Source organism: Amycolatopsis xylanica (genome assembly GCF_900107045.1).
Lineage (GTDB): Bacteria > Actinomycetota > Actinomycetes > Mycobacteriales > Pseudonocardiaceae > Amycolatopsis > Amycolatopsis xylanica.
In genome coordinates this window covers 1-18,891 of record NZ_FNON01000022.1, presented here as the reverse complement: position 1 = coordinate 18,891, position 18,891 = coordinate 1, and the positions used below count along the sequence as shown (strand labels likewise).

The 18,891-nt window shown below is 68.5% G+C and carries 21 protein-coding genes; 12 read left to right on the top strand and 9 right to left on the bottom strand.

Annotated elements, in window-relative coordinates; translation table 11 throughout:
• Positions 1–235: 235 nt before the first annotated feature.
• Genes BLV57_RS42675 through BLV57_RS42665 form a run of 3 tightly spaced genes read left to right on the top strand, consistent with a single transcriptional unit; the run spans position 236 to position 2,368 of the window.
• Positions 236–880, top strand: a complete 645-nt coding sequence (locus BLV57_RS42675) for a DedA family protein (protein WP_091300528.1) — start codon at positions 236–238, stop codon at positions 878–880.
• Positions 858–1,730 (top strand): formyltetrahydrofolate deformylase, encoded by an 873-nt coding sequence (purU, locus tag BLV57_RS42670; protein ID WP_176969073.1) that lies wholly within the window; start codon positions 858–860, stop codon positions 1,728–1,730. The genes BLV57_RS42675 and purU overlap by 23 nt, the downstream gene beginning before the upstream one ends.
• 14 nt (positions 1,731–1,744) lie before the next feature.
• Entirely contained in the window at positions 1,745–2,368 is a 624-nt protein-coding gene (locus BLV57_RS42665) for a pyridoxamine 5'-phosphate oxidase family protein (protein ID WP_091300524.1), read from the top strand.
• A 49-nt stretch (positions 2,369–2,417) separates the two neighbouring features.
• Here BLV57_RS42665 and BLV57_RS42660 read toward each other — a convergent pair whose 3' ends face one another.
• Both BLV57_RS42660 and BLV57_RS42655 read right to left on the bottom strand, forming a co-directional pair.
• Entirely contained in the window at positions 2,418–3,428 is a 1,011-nt protein-coding gene (locus BLV57_RS42660; RefSeq protein ID WP_091300522.1) for an NADP-dependent oxidoreductase, read from the bottom strand.
• A 78-nt stretch (positions 3,429–3,506) separates the two neighbouring features.
• On the bottom strand, positions 3,507–3,941 hold the full coding sequence (locus tag BLV57_RS42655) for an SRPBCC family protein (RefSeq protein WP_091300520.1): 435 nt from the start codon (positions 3,939–3,941) through the stop codon (positions 3,507–3,509).
• 223 nt (positions 3,942–4,164) lie between these two features.
• Between BLV57_RS42655 and BLV57_RS42650 the strand changes: the two genes are divergently transcribed.
• The 6 genes from BLV57_RS42650 to BLV57_RS42625 are packed head-to-tail and all read left to right on the top strand — an operon-like array spanning position 4,165 to position 10,653.
• Positions 4,165–4,860 (top strand): GntR family transcriptional regulator, encoded by a 696-nt coding sequence (locus BLV57_RS42650; RefSeq protein ID WP_091300518.1) that lies wholly within the window; start codon positions 4,165–4,167, stop codon positions 4,858–4,860.
• A 10-nt stretch (positions 4,861–4,870) separates the two neighbouring features.
• On the top strand, positions 4,871–5,098 hold the full coding sequence (locus BLV57_RS42645; RefSeq protein WP_091300515.1) for a 4Fe-4S dicluster domain-containing protein: 228 nt from the start codon (positions 4,871–4,873) through the stop codon (positions 5,096–5,098).
• Complete coding sequence (locus BLV57_RS42640) at positions 5,095–6,456, top strand: ABC transporter substrate-binding protein (RefSeq protein ID WP_091300513.1); 1,362 nt, start codon at positions 5,095–5,097, stop codon at positions 6,454–6,456. Before BLV57_RS42645 ends, BLV57_RS42640 begins: the two co-directional genes overlap by 4 nt.
• Complete coding sequence (locus tag BLV57_RS42635) at positions 6,453–7,283, top strand: ABC transporter permease (protein WP_091300510.1); 831 nt, start codon at positions 6,453–6,455, stop codon at positions 7,281–7,283. The genes BLV57_RS42640 and BLV57_RS42635 overlap by 4 nt, the downstream gene beginning before the upstream one ends.
• A complete protein-coding gene (locus BLV57_RS42630) occupies positions 7,280–7,990 on the top strand; it encodes an ABC transporter ATP-binding protein (RefSeq protein WP_091300507.1) in 711 nt (236 codons plus the stop codon). Before BLV57_RS42635 ends, BLV57_RS42630 begins: the two co-directional genes overlap by 4 nt.
• Positions 7,987–10,653, top strand: a complete 2,667-nt coding sequence (locus BLV57_RS42625) for a fumarate reductase/succinate dehydrogenase flavoprotein subunit (protein WP_091300504.1) — start codon at positions 7,987–7,989, stop codon at positions 10,651–10,653. The genes BLV57_RS42630 and BLV57_RS42625 overlap by 4 nt, the downstream gene beginning before the upstream one ends.
• A 42-nt stretch (positions 10,654–10,695) precedes the next feature.
• Here the strand turns inward: BLV57_RS42625 and BLV57_RS42620 are convergent, their stop codons facing one another.
• Positions 10,696–11,616 carry an ABC transporter substrate-binding protein gene (locus BLV57_RS42620; RefSeq protein WP_091300501.1) on the bottom strand — a complete coding sequence of 307 codons (921 nt, stop codon included), beginning with the start codon at positions 11,614–11,616 and terminating at the stop codon, positions 10,696–10,698.
• A gap of 133 nt (positions 11,617–11,749) precedes the next feature.
• On the opposite strand from BLV57_RS42620, the gene BLV57_RS42615 reads away from it, so the two are divergent.
• Together BLV57_RS42615 and BLV57_RS42610 are read left to right on the top strand one after the other, a co-directional pair.
• A complete protein-coding gene (locus tag BLV57_RS42615; RefSeq protein ID WP_091300498.1) occupies positions 11,750–12,439 on the top strand; it encodes an ABC transporter permease in 690 nt (229 codons plus the stop codon).
• Entirely contained in the window at positions 12,436–13,152 is a 717-nt protein-coding gene (locus tag BLV57_RS42610) for an ABC transporter permease (RefSeq protein ID WP_091300495.1), read from the top strand. The genes BLV57_RS42615 and BLV57_RS42610 overlap by 4 nt, the downstream gene beginning before the upstream one ends.
• On the opposite strand, the gene BLV57_RS42605 is transcribed toward BLV57_RS42610, so the two are convergent.
• The 6 genes from BLV57_RS42605 to BLV57_RS42580 form a co-directional block, all read right to left on the bottom strand.
• The gene (locus BLV57_RS42605; protein ID WP_091300492.1) at positions 13,120–14,448 is read right to left on the bottom strand and encodes an aromatic amino acid lyase; all 1,329 of its coding nucleotides are present in this window, start codon (positions 14,446–14,448) and stop codon (positions 13,120–13,122) included. The two genes, BLV57_RS42610 and BLV57_RS42605, sit on opposite strands and share 33 nt — an antisense overlap.
• Positions 14,445–15,452, bottom strand: a complete 1,008-nt coding sequence (locus BLV57_RS42600; RefSeq protein WP_091300488.1) for an ornithine cyclodeaminase family protein — start codon at positions 15,450–15,452, stop codon at positions 14,445–14,447. Before BLV57_RS42600 ends, BLV57_RS42605 begins: the two co-directional genes overlap by 4 nt.
• The gene (locus BLV57_RS42595) at positions 15,449–15,994 is read right to left on the bottom strand and encodes a YbaK/EbsC family protein (RefSeq protein ID WP_091300484.1); all 546 of its coding nucleotides are present in this window, start codon (positions 15,992–15,994) and stop codon (positions 15,449–15,451) included. The genes BLV57_RS42600 and BLV57_RS42595 overlap by 4 nt, the downstream gene beginning before the upstream one ends.
• A complete protein-coding gene (locus tag BLV57_RS42590; RefSeq protein WP_091300481.1) occupies positions 15,991–16,284 on the bottom strand; it encodes a DUF2516 family protein in 294 nt (97 codons plus the stop codon). The genes BLV57_RS42595 and BLV57_RS42590 overlap by 4 nt, the downstream gene beginning before the upstream one ends.
• Before the next feature lie 169 nt (positions 16,285–16,453).
• Positions 16,454–17,095 (bottom strand): PspC-like choline-binding domain-containing protein, encoded by a 642-nt coding sequence (locus tag BLV57_RS42585; protein WP_091300478.1) that lies wholly within the window; start codon positions 17,093–17,095, stop codon positions 16,454–16,456.
• Positions 17,076–17,471, bottom strand: a complete 396-nt coding sequence (locus BLV57_RS42580; protein WP_091300475.1) for a helix-turn-helix domain-containing protein — start codon at positions 17,469–17,471, stop codon at positions 17,076–17,078. The genes BLV57_RS42585 and BLV57_RS42580 overlap by 20 nt, the downstream gene beginning before the upstream one ends.
• A 140-nt stretch (positions 17,472–17,611) precedes the next feature.
• Between BLV57_RS42580 and BLV57_RS42575 the strand changes: the two genes are divergently transcribed.
• Positions 17,612–18,736: a methyltransferase domain-containing protein gene (locus BLV57_RS42575; protein WP_091300472.1), complete on the top strand. Its 1,125-nt coding sequence runs from the start codon at positions 17,612–17,614 to the stop codon at positions 18,734–18,736.
• Positions 18,737–18,891 lie beyond the last annotated feature (155 nt).

Here is an 18,891-nt window from a genome sequence, read left to right as displayed (position 1 = left end):
AACACCCGACCACGCCCTACACTCGGCCTGCTCACACCAGCACAAGCACTAGACAAAGCACTACTTGCAACAACCAGTTGAAACCACCCCACTTTTGTCAGATGAGACCTGACGAAAGTCACTTTCGGGGTTTAGGACCTGACGAAAGCCACTTTCGGGGAAAGCTCACGTGGGCTTTACCTGGGGCGCCCCGTAGCGTTACCTCGGGGTGGCTTTGGGTGATCAGGCTTGCGGGGTGGAGGTGTTGGAGCAGGTCACGGGGGTGTTGCGGGACACCGTGGGGTCGCCGTGGCTGTGGGTGATCGTGTTCGCGGTCGCCGGGCTCGACGCGCTGCTGCCGTTCATGCCGAGTGAGACGACCGTGGTCACCGTGGCCGTGCTGTTCGGGCCGGATCCGGGGAAGCTGCTCGCGCTGGCCATCACCGCGACCGTCGGGGCCTGGGCGGGTGACTGCCTCGGCTACACGGTCGGGCGGCAGGCCGGTCCGAAGGCGATCGCCAGGCTCCAGCGGGGACCGAGCGGACGGCAGCGCTACGAGTGGGCCAAGGCCAAAGTGGACCGGCACGCCACCATGCTCATCATCGCCGCCCGGTATCTGCCGGGTGGACGGGTCGCGAGCGCGCTGGCGACCGGGAGTCTCGGCTATCCGTTCCGCGAGTTCGTCGTGAAGGACGCGCTCGGCGCCGGGCTCTGGGCGGTCTACAGCGTGCTGATCGGGCTGGCCGGCGGGGCGGCCTTCGCGGATGAGCCCGCTAAGGGGTTGCTGCTGTCGTTCGGGCTGGGGCTGGCGCTCGTGGCGGCCATCGAATCGGGGCGGAGGCTGGCCCGCCGACCGGCTCTGAGCTGCACGAGGAATGATGAGGGACGTGTCTGCCCCTGAACGTCGCTACGTCATCACCTTCGGCTGCCCCGACCGGACCGGCATCATCGCCCGGATCTCCGGGTTCCTGGCCGAGCACGGCGGATGGATCGTCGAAGCGGCCTATCACACCGACCCGGACACCGGCTGGTTCTTCACCCGCCAGGTCGTCCGCGCGGACTCGCTGCCGTTCGAGGTCGACGTGCTGCGTGAGAAGTTCGGCGTGGTCGCGGAGTCGCTGTCCGCCGAGTCGAACTGGCAGGTGAGCGACACCGGCGAGCGCAAGCGGGTGGTCATCCTGGTGTCCAAGGAGGGCCACTGCCTCTACGACCTGCTGGGCCGGGTCGCCGCGGGTGAGCTGGACGTCGAGATCAGCGCGGTGATCGCCAACCACCCCGACCTGGGCGACATCACGCGGGCGCACGGCATCCCGTTCCACCACGTCGCGTTCGCCGAGCGCAAGGCCGAAGCCTTCGACGAGGTGCGCAAGCTGGTGGCCGAGCACGACCCGCACGCGGTCGTGCTGGCGCGGTTCATGCAGATCCTGCCCGCCGACCTGTGCGCGGATTGGAGCGGGCGGGTGCTCAACATCCACCACAGCTTCCTGCCGTCGTTCATCGGCGCGCGGCCGTATCACCAGGCGTACGCGCGCGGCGTGAAGCTGGTCGGCGCGACCTGCCACTACGTCACCGCCGACCTCGACGCGGGCCCGATCATCGAGCAGGACGTCATCCGTGTGGACCACGGCGACTCGATCGCGGATATGGTCCGAAAGGGCAGGGACATCGAAAAAGTGACCCTGGCCAGGGGTTTGCGCTGGCACCTCGAGTCACGTGTCCTAGTTCACGGGAATCGGACCGTCGTTTTCTAGGTACCGTGAGCGGTATGGGGACTGTGACCGTTGTTGACACACACGAAGCTCTGACCGGCATCATCGGCGAAGTCGGCGAGGGTGCGATTCGCAAGGACATCGGCCGCATCGACCCACACGCGCGGACGCTGATCGAGAATTCACCGTTCGTGCTGCTGGCCACCTCGGCCCCGGACGGGACCTGCGACGTCTCACCGCGTGGCGACCCCGCCGGGTCGGTGCTCGTGCTGGACGAGAAGACGCTGGTGATCGCGGACCGGCCGGGCAACCACCGGGTCGACAACTTCCGCAACATCATCGACAACCCGCACGTCGGCCTGCTGTTCCTGGTGCCGGGGATGAACGAGACCCTGCGCGTCAACGGCAGCGCCCAGCTGGTCTCGGACGGCCCGTTCTTCGACGACCTGATCGTCAAGGACAAGCGCCCTCAGCTCGCGATCGTCGTGACGGTCGACGAGCTGTACCTGCACTGCGCCAAGGCTTTCCTGCGCTCCAGCCTCTGGAAGCCGGAGACGTGGCCCGACCGCAAGTCGCTGCCCAGCGCGGGCCGGATCTTCAAGGACCAGCTGAACATCGCGGCGGACGCGGAGGCGATCGACGCCGACCTGACCGCCCGCTCGATCGCGCACCAGTACTGAGTCGTGCGCGTTGCGGGCGGTTAGAACCGCCCGCAACGCGCACGAGCCCTTAAACCCTCACGAGCATCTTGCCGGTGTTGGCACCTTCGAGCATGTCGATGAACGCCTGCGGGGCGTTCTCAATGCCGTCGACGAACGTTTCCGAGTGCTTGAGCTCGCCACTGGCGACCAGCGGCGCGACCTCGGCGACGAACTTCGCCTGCAGGTCGTAGTGGTCGCCGACCAGGAAACCGGTCATGGTGAACCGCTTGGCGATGATCGTGGCGAGGTTGCGCGGCGCCGGGGTCGGCTCGGTGGCGTTGTACTGCGAGATCATGCCGCAGACGGCGATCCGGCCGTTCAGGTTCATCGAGTCGATCGCGGCCTCGAGGTGCTCGCCGCCGACGTTGTCGAAGTAGACGTCGATGCCCTCGGGAGCCGCCTCGCGCAGCTGCTCGGCGACCGGCCCGTCCTTGTAGTTGAACGCGGCGTCGAAGCCGAGCTCCTCGACCAGCCACTTGACCTTCTCCGCCGAACCGGCCGAGCCGATGACGCGCTTGGCGCCGTTCAGCTTGGCGAGCTGGCCGACGATGGAACCGACCGCGCCTGCCGCGCCGGAGACGAAGACGGTGTCACCGGCCTTGAAGCCCGCGACCCGGAACAGACCGGCGTAGGCGGTCAGCCCGGTCATGCCCAGCACGCCCAGGTAGTTGGACAGCGGCGAGACCGCGCCGTCGACCTTGACCGCGGTCTTCGCGTCGATGACCGCGTGGGTGCGCCAGCCTTCGAAGTGCAGCACGTGGTCACCGGGCTTGAAGCCGTCCACAGTGGACTCGACGACCTCACCGACGGCGCCGCCCTGCATGGCACGGCCGAGCTCGTACGGCGTCGCGTAGGACTTGCGGTCGCTCATCCGGCCGCGCATGTACGGGTCGACGCTGATCACCGAGTTGCGCACCAGCAGCTGGCCCTCGCCCGGCGACGGGATCGCCGTGTTCGCGACGGTGAAATTCTCCAGCGTCGGAGCGCCCTGGGGACGCGAAGCGAGCTGAACTTCCGTGGCCTGAGTTGGTGCGTTCACCGGTGAACTCCAGTCTTAGTAGGTGTCTCTGGAAGGTCCCAACGCGTTAACCGGGGCGCTCATTCCGTTTGTGACGGGCTACACAATCTCGGCGAGTTTCCCCAGGACGCCGTCGTAAATCCGCTTCAGGCCACCCGGCGCGAACGTCTTCTCGAAGAAGCCGCCGATGCCGCCAGCGCCGTCCCAGCTGGTCTCGATCCGGACCACGCTGTTCTCACCGGCCTCGCGCACCGACCAGGTGGTGACCATCGACGAGTTCGCGTCGGTCTCGACGAGCGTGCCCGGCGACGGCTCGGTCACCGTCGCGTCGACCGAGCGCACCCGCTTCGACGTGGCCTGCAGCTTCCAGCTCGCCTTGGTGCCCGCGCCGTGGCCGCCTTCGGTGACCGTGTAGTCGAGGTACTGCTCGGTGAGGATCTTGGGGCGCGCTTCGGCGTAGTCCGCCACCAGCGCCCGCACCCGCTCGACCGGCGCGTTGATCGTCCGCTCGGCGACGGCCGTGACCTTACCCATGAACGTTCCTTTCAATGGTCTGCCAGACAGCGTCCACCCTGGCACCGCCGGGCGCACCTCGAACGCCCGGTAGGCACATCTCACATCCTGAGCGGCGAAAGTCCGCTGTTGACGCCCATTTTCGCAGGTCAGAGCATCATCAAATGGCTGACAGGTGGCGTAACCCGGCGTTAACAAGCGCCCACGATCCTCGCTGGACTCCCACCCACCACGGAGACCGGCCATGAAACGCACCCGATCGGACAGCGCGCGGCAACTCGCCGACCTGCTGCGGCGCCAGATACTCGCCGACGAGCCGTTGCCGTGCGAGCAGGATCTCTGCGCCGAGTTCGCCACCACGCGCAACACGGTCCGAGAGGCGCTCGACCTGCTGCGCGCGGACGGCCTGATCACGCGGCAGCCCGGGGTCGGCACGGTCGTGGTCGGCCACAAGGTCCCCCATGGCCTCAACCGACTCGGTGGTCTCGCCGAAATCCTGCGTGAGCACGGCGAAGTGACCAACGAGGTGCGCACGGCGGGTCCCGTGCCCGCGCCGACGGTGGTCGCCGCGCGGCTGCGCGCCGACGAAGTCGTCTACATCGAACGCTTGCGCAGGCTCAACGGCACGCCGCTTTCCCTTGACCTGACTTACCTTCCGCTCGACGTCGGCCTCCCGCTGCTCGACTGCGACCTGACCGGCCGCGACATCTTCCCGCTGATCGAGGAGACGTCCGGCCAGCGGCTCGGGTACGCCGACATCGACATCGAAGCGCTCAACGCGGACGCCGAAACCGCGGCCGTGCTCGCCGTGCCGACCGGTTCGGCGCTGCTGCGCTGGGAGCGGCTGACGCATTTCGAGAGCGGACGGCCCGTCGACCTCGAATACATCCGCCTGCGCGGAGACCGCCTGACCATGCGTGCCCGACTCGACCGATCTTAAGGAGAAACCCGTGGCACTAGTCGAAAACCGCTCGGACGTCCCGGTGACGATCGACGAGTCGAAATGCATCGACGGCTGCCGGCTGTGCGTCGACATGTGCCCGCTCGACTCGCTGGCCATCGACCCGGAGACCGACAAGGCGTTCATGCACGTCGACGAGTGCTGGTACTGCGGGCCCTGCGCCGCGCGCTGCCCGACCGGCGCGGTCACCATCAACATGCCCTACCTGCTGCGATGAAGACACTCCGAGCGCTCCTGTGCGGAGTACTGCTGGCGGGCTGCACGGCGAACGCCGAGTCGCCGTCGGTGGTGAACCTGGTGATCGGGTACCAGTCCAAGACGATCAACACGGTCACCGCTGGCACGTTGCTGAGGTCCTTGGGATACCTGGAAAAGCGCCTCACCGAACTCGGCAAGCGCGACGGGAAGACGTACAAGGTCACCTGGCAGGACTACTCGACCGGCGCGCCGATCACCGCGCAGATGGTCGCCGGGAAGATCGACATCGGCTCGATGGGCGACTATCCGATGCTCATCAACGGCTCGCGCACGCAGGAGTTCGGCGACGGCCGCACCAAGCTCATCGCCGCGACTGGCTACAACCTGCTGGGCGCGCTGAACATGGTCGTGGTGCCCAAGGACTCCCCCGCGCACGAACTCAAGGACCTGCGCGGCAAGAAGATCTCGGCGAGCGTCGGCTCTGCGGGGCACGGCACCACCGTGCACGCGCTGCGCGACGCCGGGATCGGCACCGGCGACGTGCACATCCAGAACCAGGCGCCCGCGGTCGGCGCGTCCGGGCTGCAGTCGGGCGCGGTCGACGCGCTGGGCCAGTTCGTCGCCTGGCCTGGTCAGCTCGTGTTCGGCGGCCAGGCGCGGCTGCTCTACGACGGGTCGGCGTTGAAGCTGCCGACCTGGCACGGCGTCGTCGTGCGCGAGGCGTATCCGCACCGCGAAGTGATCACGGAATTCCTGAGGGCACAACGGGATGCGACCGACTATCTGCATCAGCACCCGATGGAGGCGGCCGAGAAGGTCGCCACCGCGACCAAGCTGCCTGCCGAGGTCGTGTACCTGTACAACGGGCCTGGCGGAATGGTCACCTTCGACCTGCCGCTCAAGCAACCGCTGATCGACGCGCTGCGCACCGACGCGCCGTTCCTCAAGTCGATCGGCAACATCAAACGGCTCGACCTCGACGCCTTCGTCGACGACAGCTACCTGCGCGAGGTCTACGGCCCGGCGTACAACGCGTCCTCTTTGGACAATCCGGCGCCGATCACCGGCACGGACCCGGTGTGCGGCACCCCGGTCACCGACCCGCGGCTGGCCGGTGAGGTCTGGGTGCGGGGCGCGTCCGTGCAGCCGTCCGCCAATCCGGACTGCCTGCTCAAAGCCATCCGAGGCAAGCAGATCCGGGCCGCGTACGTGCCGGACGCCGTCACCGGGACGCGCTGGTTCGCCGACAAGGCGTACTGGGTGCGCGATGGCCGTCACCTGCCATTCACCACCGAGTCGGCCGCCAAGTCCTACGTCGCCGCCCATCCAGGGTCGACGCTCATCAGCTACGCACAGGCCGTCGAGGAGTCCCGATGACCCAAACGCTGGAACCCGTGGAAGTCCTTGTCCCCCAGGCGATACCGCCGAGAAGGCGGACCAGCAGGCTGGCCGTGCGGGCGTTGAGCATCGTCGCCGTGCTGGCGCTCTGGGAGCTGCTGACGGCGTTCGACGCCGACCTGTGGCTGCACTTCGACCGCCTGCCGACGCCGGTCGAGGTCGCGCGCGACTTCGCCTACCAGCTCGGCACCGGCGTCTACTACCAGGACCTGGTCGACAGCCTGCGCCGGATCATCACCGGGTTCGTGCTGGCCGCGGTGCTCGGCATCGCGGTCGGCACGGCCATCGCCCGCTCACGCGGCACCGCGGACGTGGTCCAGCCGTTGCTGGAGGTGGTCCGGCCGATCCCGGCGATCGCCATGGTGCCGATCGCGATCCTGCTGTTCCCCAGCAACGAGCAGGGCATCGTGTTCATCACGTTCATCGCCGCGTTCTTCCCGGTGGTGGTGAGCACGCGGCATGCCGTGCGCGCGCTGCCGGTGGTCTGGGAGGACGCGATCCGCACGATGGGCGGCTCGCGCTGGCGGGTGCTGTGGAACGTCGTGCTGCCCGGCGCGCTGCCGGGGGTGTTCAGCGGGCTTTCGGTCGGCATGGGCGTCTCGTGGATCTGTGTCATCTCCGCCGAGATGATCTCGGGCGAGTTCGGCGTCGGGTATCGGACCTGGCAGGCCTACACCGTCGTCGACTACCCCGGCGTGATCGTCGGCATGCTCACCATCGGCCTGCTCGGCTGGCTGACCTCGGCCGCCGTGGAACTGCTCGGCCGCCGCGCCACCCGCTGGCTGCCAAGGGAGGACAACGCATGAGCACCGTCAGCATCGAGAATCTCCATGTGGGGTACGGGAATTCGGCCGTGCTCCGCGGGCTGAGCCTGGAGATCGGGACCGGCGAGATCCTGTGCGTCACCGGGCCGTCCGGCTGCGGGAAGTCGACGCTGCTGCGCGCGGTGGCCGGGCTGCTGCCCGCGACCTCGGGGCGGATCCTGGTCGACGGCGAGCCGGTCACCGGCACAGCCGCGGGGCGGGCGCTGGTGTTCCAGGACGACGGGTTGCTGCCGTGGCGTTCGGTGCAGCGCAACGTAGAACTGCCGTTGTCGATCAGAAAGGTGCCGAAGGGCGAACGCCGCGAAGTGGCGACCTCGTGGATCGGTCAGGTCGGTCTCGCTGGGTATGAACGGCATCTGCCACGCGAGCTGTCCGGCGGTATGCGGCAACGCGTCCAGCTGGCCAGGACGCTCGCGGGCACGCCACGCGTGGTGCTCGCGGACGAGCCGTTCGGCGCGCTGGACGCGCAGACGCGCACGTCGATGCAGCGGCTGCTGGTCGACGTCTGGCGTGCGCAGCCGATGACCGTGGTGTTCGTGACGCACGACGTCGACGAGGCCTTGTTCCTGGGCGACCGGGTCGCCGTGCTGGGCCGCGACGGCAGGCTCGCCAAGGTCGTCTCGTCGTCACGGCCGCGCACCGACAGCTCGGTGCCCGCCGAGCGAGCCGAAATCCTGGAGACGCTGTGATCGCACCCGAGGTTTCCGACCGCGTCACGCTGACCGCCGATGTGCTGGTGATCGGCGGCGGCACCGCGGGCACGATGGCCGCCATCACCGCGGCCGAGCACGGCGCTTCGGTGCTGCTGCTGGAAAAAGCGCACGTCCGGCATTCCGGCGCGCTCGCGATGGGCATGGACGGCGTCAACAACGCGGTCATCCCCGGCAAGGCGACGCCGGAGGACTACGTCGCCGAGATCACGCGGGCCAACGACGGGATCGTCGACCAGCGCACGATTTCCCAGACAGCGCACCGGGGTTTCGACATGGTGCGCCGCCTGGAGGGGTACGGCGTCAAGTTCGAGAAGGACGAGTACGGCGAGTACGCGGTCCGCCGCGTGCACCGGTCCGGCAGTTACGTGCTGCCGATGCCGGAGGGCAAGGACATCAAGAAGGTGCTCTACCGCGTGCTGCGGCAGAAGCACATGCGTGAGCGGATCCAGATCGAGAATCGCGTGATGCCGGTGCGGGTCCTGACGTCCGGCGGGCGCGCGGTCGGCGCCGTCGGCTTCAACACGCGAACCGGCGAGTTCGTCACGGTGTCGGCGTCCGCGGTGATCCTCGCGACCGGCCCTTGTGGACGGTTAGGCCTGCCCGCGAGCGGCTATCTCTATGGCACGTATGAGAATCCGACCAACGCGGGTGATGGGTACTCGATGGCGTACCACGCGGGCGCCGAGCTGTCCGGCATCGAGTGCTTCCAGATCAACCCGCTGATCAAGGACTACAACGGCCCGGCGTGCGCGTACGTGGCGAACCCGTTCGGCGGCTATCAGGTCAACGCCCAGGGTGACCGCTTCGTCGACTGCGACTACTGGTCCGGCCAGATGATGGCCGAGGTCGCGCGCGAGATCTCGTCCGCGCGCGGGCCGATTTACCTGAAGCTGACGCACCTGCCGGAAGAGACACTCGAGGCGCTGGAGAACATCCTGCACACGACCGAGCGCCCGACCCGCGGCACGTTCCACGCCGGACGCGGGCACGATTACCGCACCCACGACGTCGAGATGCACATCTCCGAGATCGGCCTGTGCGGCGGCCATTCGGCGTCCGGCGTCTGGGTCGACGAGCACGGCGCGACGACCGTGCCCGGCTTGTACGCGGCGGGTGATCTGGCCTGTGTGCCGCACAACTACATGATCGGCGCGTTCGTCTTCGGCGACCTCGCGGGCACGCACGCGAGCACTCACCTTGCGCCGCGTGGAGCGCTGCCCGAGGACCAGATCGCGGCCGCGCACGAGCTGATCTACCGCCCGCTGCGCAACCCGGACGGCCCGCCCCAGCCGCAGGTCGAGTACAAGCTCCGGCGGTTCGTCAACGACTACGTGGCGCCCCCGAAAACGGCCACCAAGCTCGAAATCGCGCTGGAGACGTTCACGCGCATGGAAGGCGAGCTGGCCGACATGGGCGCGCGCACGCCGCACGAGCTGATGCGTTGCGCGGAGGTCACGTTCATCCGCGACTGCGCGGAGATGGCCGCCCGCTCTTCCTTGGTACGCAAGGAAAGCAGGTGGGGCCTGTACCACGACCGCAGCGACCACCCGGCCCGCGACGACGTCTCGTGGATGGCCCACCTCAACCTGCGCAAGAACGCCGACGGCGCGATGGAGTTCCTCAAGCGCCCGGTCGCGCCCTATCTGGTGCCGGTCGACGAGTTCACCACGCCTTCGGACCCGACGACCGAGCTGCTGGGCACCTTCGAGGTCCACAATGGACGCTCACTCGCGGTCGACCGGACGGCTTCCGGCTCCGAGGTCGCGCGCCCGGAGCGCGTGCTCGAAGTGCTCGCGCTGGTCGAGGACGAGCCCGACGTGGCTCAGCTGGGCGAATACCTGGCCGATCCCGACCCCGAGGTCCGCGCGACGGCCATCTCAGTGCTCACCGAGACGGTCCCATCCGGCTTCGACCTCGCGCTCGCCGCCGCACTGCACGATCCGAACGCGCGCGTCCGCTCGGCCGCCGCCGACGGCCTCCGCGAGCTGGTCGAAGTGCTGGTCTCCCCGGACCTGGGTGCGACACTGCGGTCCGCGCTGGTGGTCGACGACGTCCGCGCGACCACGTTGGATCTGCTTCGCGCACTGCACTTGGGCGACGCGGAGCTGTTCACCGGCGCTTTGGCTGACAGCGATCTCGCGGTCCGTATCGAGGCGGTGCGCGGGCTGATCTCGCTCGACGCGGCCGACGCGCTCGCCGGTGTCCTCGACGATCCGGCCCGTGAGGTTCGCGTCGCCGTCGCCACGGGATTGGGGACCATCGCCGACCCGCGCTCGGAGGACGCGCTCCTCGCTTTGGCGGGCGACAAGGATCCGCTGGTCCGCTCAGCCGCTCTCGCGGCTTCCGCTGCTCTCGGCACGCCACCGCCGCTCGCTTCGCTCGCGACCGAGCTCCTCGCGACCGACTCGTCTTGGCAGGTCCGCCGCGCCGCCGCTGCCGCTCTCGGCGGGCTCTCCGCGCCTTCGCCCGCCTTGCTCGCTGCGCTCGCCGACGACCACGCGAACGTCCGGCGTGCGGCGGTCCAAGCGCTGACCCCGTTCGCCGCGCTCCCGGAGGTGGCCGCGCAGCTGGGCGGCTTGGGCGCCGACTCCGACGCCGACGTCCGCGCCTACGCACGGATGGCCTTAAAAAGGTCGTGAGTGGTACGGCCGGTTAGAACCGGCCATACCACTCACGAGTCCTTAAAGGCCCTTGGACTTGAGCCAGTCCTTGGCGACGTCGGCGGCCTGCTCACCGTCCGAGTCGACGCGCTTGTTCAGCGTGCGCAGCTCCTCGGTGGTGAGCTTCGCGCTGACCGCGTTGACGACCGTCGCGAAGTCGGCGCCGCGCTCGTCGAGGACCTTCTTGGCCACGGCGGGCACGATGTTCTCGGTCGGCACGATGCCCAGGTCGTCCTGCAGCTCGGCGTACGCGGGGTCGCCGACGAGCGGGTTCACCGAGTCGACCGTGATCACGGTGATCGAGCCGGACTTGAGCCCCTCGACGCGCGGGCCTGCTTCCTGCACGGCCTGGAAGGTCGCGTTGGTCAGCTTGTAGACGTCCTGCAGGCCCTTGAAGCACGGGATGCGCTGGGCGCACTCCGGTCCACCGCCCATGACGACCTTGTCGAGCTTCTTAAGGTCGCTGAGCGTCTTGAGGCCCTTCTCCTTGGCCAGGTCGGCCTTGACGATGAAGGCGTTCTTGTTCTGCGCGGGCGCGAAGTTGAGCAGTCCCACGCCTGACGGCTCAAGCAGCTTCTTGAGCTGCTCGTGCTCGGCTTCCGGGGTCTTCTCCGGCACACCGGCGAAACCGGTCTGGATCGCCGCGCCCTGGTACTCCGGGATGAACTGCAGCGAGCCCTTCTTGAGCTCGGGGTAGATCAGCTCGCGCGAGCCGAGGTTGAGCTTGCGCTCCACCGGGTAGCCCTTCGACTCCAGCGCGTTCGCGTACAGCTCGGCGAGGATCTGGCTGTCGGTGAAGTTGAACGACGCCACCACGATGGGGGCGCCGCCCTTGCTCTGCGCCGCGGGGGCGGGCTTGTCGTCACCGCCGCCGCAGGCCGTCACTCCGAGTACCACCGCGGCGAACACCGCAGCGACCTTGACCGTTCGTGTCCAGCGCACGTGATTCTCCTAGACTTGTTAGAGGCCCCCGGACATTAGCCCTGCGTAGCGACAGAATCCACATAATGAGACCAATAGGCGTACTTGTCTCAATAAGCGGAATCACCGAACTCGAACGGGGTAAGGTCGGCCGGTGCACGAGTTCTTCGTGGCCCAGAGTGGCGAGCGGCCGATCTTCGAATGGCGGTGGGTCGACCGCAACGCCGACGCCATCCTGCAGCGGTTCACCGAGCACGTCACGCTCACGGCGGCCGCGCTCGGTATCGGGCTGCTGATCTCGATCGGCCTGGCGGTGATCTCGCTGCGCTACCGCTGGTTCTACGCGTTCGCGCTCGGCGCGGCAGGCTCGCTGTACGTCATCCCCAGCCTCGGCGCGTTCGCCGTGCTGGTGCCGTTCTTCGGCTTCACCTTCACCACCGCGGTGATCCCGCTCGTGACGTACACGCTGCTGATCCTGTTGCGCAACATCGTCACCGGCATCGATCGGGTGCCCAACGAGGTCCGCGAAGCCGCGCTGGGCATGGGTTTCACCCGATCGAGACTGCTCTGGCAGGTCGAGTTCCCGCTCGCGCTGCCGGTGATCATCGCCGGGCTGCGCGTCGCGGCGGTCACCACGATCGGCCTGGTGACGGTCACGTCGATGCTCGGCAAGGGCGGACTCGGCTTCTTCATCCGCGCCGGTATCCAGACGACCACGCCGAACCCGACGCCGATCATCGTCGGCATCGGGCTGTCCATCCTGCTCGCGGTCGGTGTCGACCTGCTGCTGTGGCTGAGCGAACGCGCACTCGCGCCGTGGGCCAGGAAGGCGAACACCCGATGAACATCATCGACGAGACCGTGAAATGGCTCGGCGAGCCCAATCGGTGGAGCTGGACCGACAAAGCGGGCATTCCGTACCGCACGGTCGAGCACCTGGAACTGTCCGTGCTGTCGCTGCTTTTGGCCGCGCTGCTGGCGATCCCGGCCGCGCTCTTCCTGGCGCACTACCGGCGCGGCGCGTTCCTCGCGGCCACCGCGGTCAACATCGGCCGCGCGATCCCGAGTTTCGGCCTGGTGGTGCTGTTCTGGTTCCTGGCGAGCCGGTTCGACATCGACACGAGCGTCCTGCCCCTGCTGGTGGCGCTGCTAGTGCTGGCGCTGCCGCCGCTGTTCAGCAACACCTACGCGGGCGTGGTCCAGGTCGAGCCGGAAACGGTCGACGCCGCGCGCGGCACGGGTTTCCGTGAGTGGCAGCTGATGCTGCGCGTCGAGCTCCCGCTGGCGTCGCCGGTGATCCTCGCGGGCGCGCGCGTGGCGTTCCTGCAGGTGGTCGCCACGGTGGCGATCGGCGCGATCGTCAACGACGGCGGCGGGCTCGGCCGGTACATTGTGGACGGTTTCGCGCTCGGCGCCTCCGGGCGCGGCGAGATCCTCGCGGGCGGTATCGCGGTGGTCATCCTCGCGCTGCTCTGCGAAGGCGCGTTCTCACTCATCACCCGGTGGCTCGTGCCGCGCGGCCTGTCACTGCCGCGCAATCCGCATGCTCAGTCGTGAGACGTCCACACCCAGCGGCCGATCCTCGCTGACCGGCGGCACGATCTCCGCGACCCAGGCGTAGTGCTCGCGCAGACCTGGCGCGCCGTGGCCGCGCAGGTAGTACGCCTGTGAGCCAGCGATGAACTCGCAGGCCGTGATCGTCACCAGGTGCTCGACGGCCGCGCGCAGCTGCTCGCCGGCCGCCCACGCAAACGCTTGCACATCCTCTTGACCTGCGGAAGTGTCAATCGAGCCCAAGGTCGCCGGAGTGGCCAGCCTGCGTAGCGCGTGCAGTTCGCCGACGGCGCGTTTGTGCAGCGGCGTGAGCCCGGCCTGCGGACCGGGATCCACCGCCAGCTGGGGAGTGAGCCCGCTGAACGCCGGGTCGAGCAGGCGGTGCATGCGCTGGACGCTGATCTCGCCGAGATGCACGAGCGCGGCCGTGACCGCGTCCATCCGCAGTCCGAGGTCGACCGCATGGAAACCGGTCGTCGAGACGAACTCGCCGTCGAGGAACGCGGGCGAGTCGGTCGGCCGGTCCAGCAGCACGGCCTGGCGGAGATCGTCGAGCACGCGGTCGGCGTGCGCGAGCGCGCGCGGGCCGACGCGGACGGAAATGGGCGCCTGCACCAGGTCTCGCACCTCGCCGCCGTCGGTCAACGCCGTCAGCTCGGCCTGGCGTTCGCGCAGGAACTCGTCGGCACCGGCCAGCTCGGGTGCGTAGATGCCGCGCGGCGCGCCGAGCACGTCGACGGCGACCGCGGCGGCCGTGAGCTGCAGGCCGACGATCCGGCTCGCTTCGTCGCCGCGCAGGATCGCGTGCGTGACGGCCAGCGGCGAGCCCTGCAGGAGGCTGATGCCTTCCTTCGGTCCCAGCTCGAAGTCCAGCTCGGCGAAGGCGTGCGCGAGCGGGATGATCTCCCCGGCGCTGCCGAGCCCGAAGCGCGGCACGTTCGGTAGGTAGCCGTTGTTGAGGTGGTCGGCGAGCGCTTGGATCAGCTCCGCGCTGACCCCGGCTGACGGCGCGAGCAGGTCGTGCACCCGCACGGCGAGCAGCGCGCGGACGTCGCGTTCCGGGAGCCACGGCGGGCCGCCGACGGCGCGGCCGAGTAGCAGGTTCCGCTGGTGGACGGCCTGTTGCTCGACGGTCAGCGGTACTCCGGCGAGGCGTCCCATGCCGGTGTTGACGCCGTAGACGGGCCGGTCGCCGTCCAACGCCTTGAGCACGCGCTCGCGATTGGCCTTGACCTCGCTGAGGTCCCCGAGCGTGAGCGGTGCGCCGTCGGCGATCGCCAGAATCGCTTCCGGGTTCATCGGTACGGCAGCATGATTCCGGCGTCGGCGGCCTCGGCACGCGCGAGGATCATGTGCGCCACCGCCAAGTCCGTTGTGGACAGTCCACGATGCCAGAACAGGATCCGCTCGGTGTCGTGCTCGCGGCCGGGCCGGTGACCCGCGACGATGTCACCGATCTCGGCGTGCACCCGGTCTTCGGTGAGCAAACCGGCGTTGAGCTGCGGCCGCAGCGCGCCGAACCGGGGGTTGCCGGACTGCGACTCCCGCCAGTTGTCGACGACGACCTTGTCCACGGCGTCGAGCAGGTCCAGCTCCAGCGCGCTGATCGTGCCGTAGGGCACCAGGAACGTGCCGGGCCGCAGGAATTCCTTGCGCACCAACGGTTCCGGCTCGATCAGACGAGAGGCCTCGACCATGATGTCCGCGCCGTCGAGCGTTTCCTCGGCGGTCGCGCAGACCCGCACGGGCTTGCCGAGCTGCTCGGCCAGCTTCGCGCCGAACGCCTCACGCGACTCCGGCCGCTTGCTGGTCACCCTGATCTCGTCGAAGTCGAAGATCGAGTCGAGCAGCACCACGTTCCACCAGGCCGTGCCCCTGGCGCCGATGTGCCCCAGCACCCGGGAATCCGGGCGCGCCAAATGCTTCGCGCCGACGGCGGTCATCGCACCGGTTCGCGCGTCGGTGATCATCGTGCCGTCGACGATCGCGCGCGGCATGCCCGTCTCGGGGTCGAACAGCAGGATCAGCGCCATTTCACTGGGCAGCCCGCGCTCGAAGTTGGTGACGAAGTCGCCGACCACCTTGACCCCGCTGACCTGCTTCTCCGACAGGTGCCCGCGCAGGATGTTGAAGTGGCCCTTGCCGCCGTTGTCCGGCACGAGGTGGGTGCGCGGCTCGAAAACGACCCGGTCGTTGCCGTGGTCGGCGAGCACGTCCTCGACCGCGTCGACGATGTCGGCGCCGGTCACGCCGAGCGTGTCGATGTCGGCGCCGGAGAGGTAGCGCAGCCAGACCCGTGTCACAAAGCCAGGCCCTCGATGACCTCGGCGCCGGGCAGCGCGGCCAGCACGTGGCCGGGCACCAGCAGCTTGCTGCCGCGGATCCCGCTGCCGATGACCAGCTCGGGCGCCTCGGCGACGGCCTTGTCGATCAGGATCGGCCAGGCTTCGGGCAGCCCGACCGGCGTGATGCCGCCGTAGGCCATCCCGGTGAGCTCGACGGCCTCGGCCATCGGCGCGAACGAGGCCTTGCGCACGTCGAGACGGCGTTTGATCACGCCGTTGACGTCGGCGCGGGTGGTCGCCAGCACCAAGGCGGCCGCGAAGCGCACCTCACCGGCGCGCTTGCCCGCGATGACGACACAGTTCGCCGACGCGGACAGCGGCGTCGAGTACGCCTCGCAGAACGCGGCGGTGTCGGCCAGCTCGGGGTCGATCTCCGCGACGCCGAGCGCGTCGGGGTCCGGGAGCGCGGCGAGCGCCTTCGCGACCGGGTCGGCCAGCAGTTCGGGGTGCTTCGAGGCGGGCTCGACGGTCAGCGTGCCCGCGATGGTCCAGGTGGTCACCAGTTACGACCGCCGCGCTGCACCTCGATCAGCTTCGGCCGGACGTCCACCAGGTAGACGAGCACCGCGACCAGGCCGGCCAGCCAGAACATCATGCCGGGGCCGAAGAACCGGAACAGCACCATCGCGGCCAGCCCGGCGCCGGTGATCCCCATCCAGACCGGCTTCGTCTTGCGATCGGCCGCGGAATACGCGTCCGCCCGCTGAGACAGGGCGTGCACGAACGCGAAAAGACCGGCGAGCGCACCGGCCCACCGGATGATGTCCACGATCCAAAAGGCGACTAGCACGAGTTCAGACTACGTGATTCCGCCGAAACCGACCGAGCCCCGGCCGCCATGTCCCAGCTCAGGGGTCGTGAGTGGTACGGCCGGTTAGAACCGGCCGTACCACTCACGACCCCTGGGGATGCGAAAAGCCCCGGCGCCTGGGTAGGCACCGGGGCTTTTCGGGTGAGATCTACTTCTCGTCCTTCGCGGCGGCCGGCTTCTTGGCGGCGGTCGCGGGGGTGGTGGTGCGGCGGGTGGTGCTGGCCGAACGCGGTGCGGTCTTCGCGGTCGACTTCGCCGGGCCGGTGGTGGCGGCCTCTTCGGTCTTGGTCTCGGTGGCCGGGGCCGCCTCGACGGTCTTCTCCTCGCGGGTACGGCCGGTCACCTTGGCGATGACGTCCTCGACGCGCTCACGGGCCTCGGAGGTGACGTCCTCGACACGGCCCTGCGCGGTCTGAAGGGCCTCCTCGAGCTGCTCGATGGCCTTCTTGACCTGGGGCTGCTCGACGAGCTTGTCCCACGCCTGCTCGCCAGACTCGGCCAGCTTGTTGTACAGCTTCAGCGCGGCCTCGGTGTACTCGTCGATGACCTTGCGGAGCTCGGCCGGGCTGACCTTCTCGCGCAGCTGCTGGACCTCGGTCGGCAGCTCTTCGATGTTCTTCTTGACGGTCTCGCGGTTCTCGGCGGCCTTCTCCTTGGCCTTGCCGACGGCGTCGACGACGGCCTTGCTCGCGAGGTTACCGGCGCCGAGCGCGGCCAGCAGCGAGGTGCGGAACTGGTCGACGGCGGTGTTGACGGCCTTGCGAACGTCTTCAGTCTTGGGGGTGGTCATGCTGTTCACTCCTCGTGTGGGTGTCTTTGGATGCTGCGTTTTCACGGCGGAACGACTCATAGATGTCAAGCAGAACCTGCTTCTGCCGCTCGGAAAGCTCTTCCGCGGCACGGATCGCGTCACCGACGGGGCCTCCGGTGGGCAGATCCAAGATCCCGGCCTGCACATAGAGTGCTTCGGCTGAAATCCGCAGGCCCTTGGCGATCTGCTGCAAGATCTCGGCGCTGGGCTTGCGTACACCGCGCTCGATCTGACTCAAGTACGGGTTGGACACGCCGGCGAGTTTGGACAGCTGCCGCAACGAAATCTTGGCGTTGCTGCGCTGTTGCTTGATGTACTCACCGATGTCACGACCGATGTCGGCGACCTTCTCCATGGGCCCGTGAGCCTCATTCTGTTCCGCCATCTTCGCCTCATCTCCTCGCGACAAGAACGACGTTACGCCCGAGTGCTAGCTATTGCAAGCGGGCTGCTTGCAGAACCACTGTGTCTTGCGCCACCCCGTAACCTGGGCTTATGTCCGATGCCGCGAGACTGAGGCGCAAGCTCGTACGGCGGCTCCGCGAGGACGGCGCGCTCACCGACCCACGCTGGACGGCCGCCTTCCGCACCGTGCCCAGGCACCTCTTCCTCCCCCGTTTCTTTGTGACACAAGGGGAAACCTGGGACGCGGTGGACGCGGGCGACCACGGCTGGCTGGCTCGCTGCTACGCCGACGAAGTGCTCGTCACCCAGCTCGACGACGACTCTTCCTTGTGGCACAAGGCCCGCGAGACCGGGCCGGTGCCCGGCGTGCCGACCTGTTCGTCCAGCATGCCCGGCATCATGGCGATCATGCTCGAGGCACTGCGGACCTCGTACGGGGATAGCGTGCTCGAAATCGGCACCGGCACGGGCTACAACGCGGCGCTGCTGTGCCATCTGCTCGGCTCGGCCGCTGTGTCCACAATAGACATTGACGCGGGACTGGTCGACGAAGCCGCGGCGCACCTGACTTCGGCGGGCTACCAGCCGGTGTGCGCGGTCGCCGATGGGCGGCAAGGGTTTCCGTCGCGCGCGCCGTTCGACCGGGTGCTGTGCACCTGCGCGGTCTCGTCGATCCCGCCCGCGTGGCTGGAGCAGACGGTGCCCGGCGGCCTGATCGTGACGACACTGCACCGGCCGCTGGGCGCCGGTCTCGTCCGCATCGTCGCGGGCCCCGGCGCGACGGGCGAAGGCAGGGTGCTCGCCCGCGACGGCCGGTTCATGCCACTGCGCGCGCACCGCGGCGCCCGGCCGTCGCTGCTGCTGGACGCCATCGACGGCCCCGGCGTCTTCTCGTCGACCTCGCTGCAGCTCCGGGCGGTGACACGGCCTTCGAGTCCGTTCGAGTTCTTCGCCGGGCTCGAGCTGCCGGGCGTGCTGCCGTACGCGGACTTCCTGCTGCACCCGGACGGCTCCTGGGCCCGCCACCACGGCGACTCCGTCGAACAGGGCGGCCCGCGCCGCCTCTGGGACGAGGTCCTCGCCGCCTACGACGCCTGGACCGACCTCGGCGAACCCCGCCGCTCCCGCTTCGGCCTCACCATCACCCCCACCTCCCAAGACTTCTGGCTCGACTCACCCGACAGCCCCCACCACTGGCCGATCCACCCCAGCTAAAGCCCGAAAGCCACTTTCGTCAGATGTGATGCCCCGAAAGTCGCTTTCGGCAGGTTAGACCTGACGAAAGTGGCTTGGTCTCAATCGGTTGTTGCAAGTAGTGGTGGCTGATAGGAGATCGTCATGCCAGGACCCCGGTTGACGTGCGAGGAACG

Coding starts and splice junctions, on each gene's coding strand:
- purU (WP_176969073.1), top strand. CDS start 858: ATGAGGGACGTGTCTGCCCCTGAACGTCGCTACGTCATCACCTTCGGC.
- BLV57_RS42665 (WP_091300524.1), top strand. CDS start 1,745: ATGGGGACTGTGACCGTTGTTGACACACACGAAGCTCTGACCGGCATC.
- BLV57_RS42655 (WP_091300520.1), bottom strand. CDS start 3,941: ATGGGTAAGGTCACGGCCGTCGCCGAGCGGACGATCAACGCGCCGGTC.
- BLV57_RS42650 (WP_091300518.1), top strand. CDS start 4,165: ATGAAACGCACCCGATCGGACAGCGCGCGGCAACTCGCCGACCTGCTG.
- BLV57_RS42640 (WP_091300513.1), top strand. CDS start 5,095: ATGAAGACACTCCGAGCGCTCCTGTGCGGAGTACTGCTGGCGGGCTGC.
- BLV57_RS42635 (WP_091300510.1), top strand. CDS start 6,453: ATGACCCAAACGCTGGAACCCGTGGAAGTCCTTGTCCCCCAGGCGATA.
- BLV57_RS42630 (WP_091300507.1), top strand. CDS start 7,280: ATGAGCACCGTCAGCATCGAGAATCTCCATGTGGGGTACGGGAATTCG.
- BLV57_RS42610 (WP_091300495.1), top strand. CDS start 12,436: ATGAACATCATCGACGAGACCGTGAAATGGCTCGGCGAGCCCAATCGG.
- BLV57_RS42605 (WP_091300492.1), bottom strand. CDS start 14,448: ATGAACCCGGAAGCGATTCTGGCGATCGCCGACGGCGCACCGCTCACG.
- BLV57_RS42585 (WP_091300478.1), bottom strand. CDS start 17,095: ATGACCACCCCCAAGACTGAAGACGTTCGCAAGGCCGTCAACACCGCC.
- BLV57_RS42580 (WP_091300475.1), bottom strand. CDS start 17,471: ATGGAGAAGGTCGCCGACATCGGTCGTGACATCGGTGAGTACATCAAG.
- BLV57_RS42575 (WP_091300472.1), top strand. CDS start 17,612: ATGTCCGATGCCGCGAGACTGAGGCGCAAGCTCGTACGGCGGCTCCGC.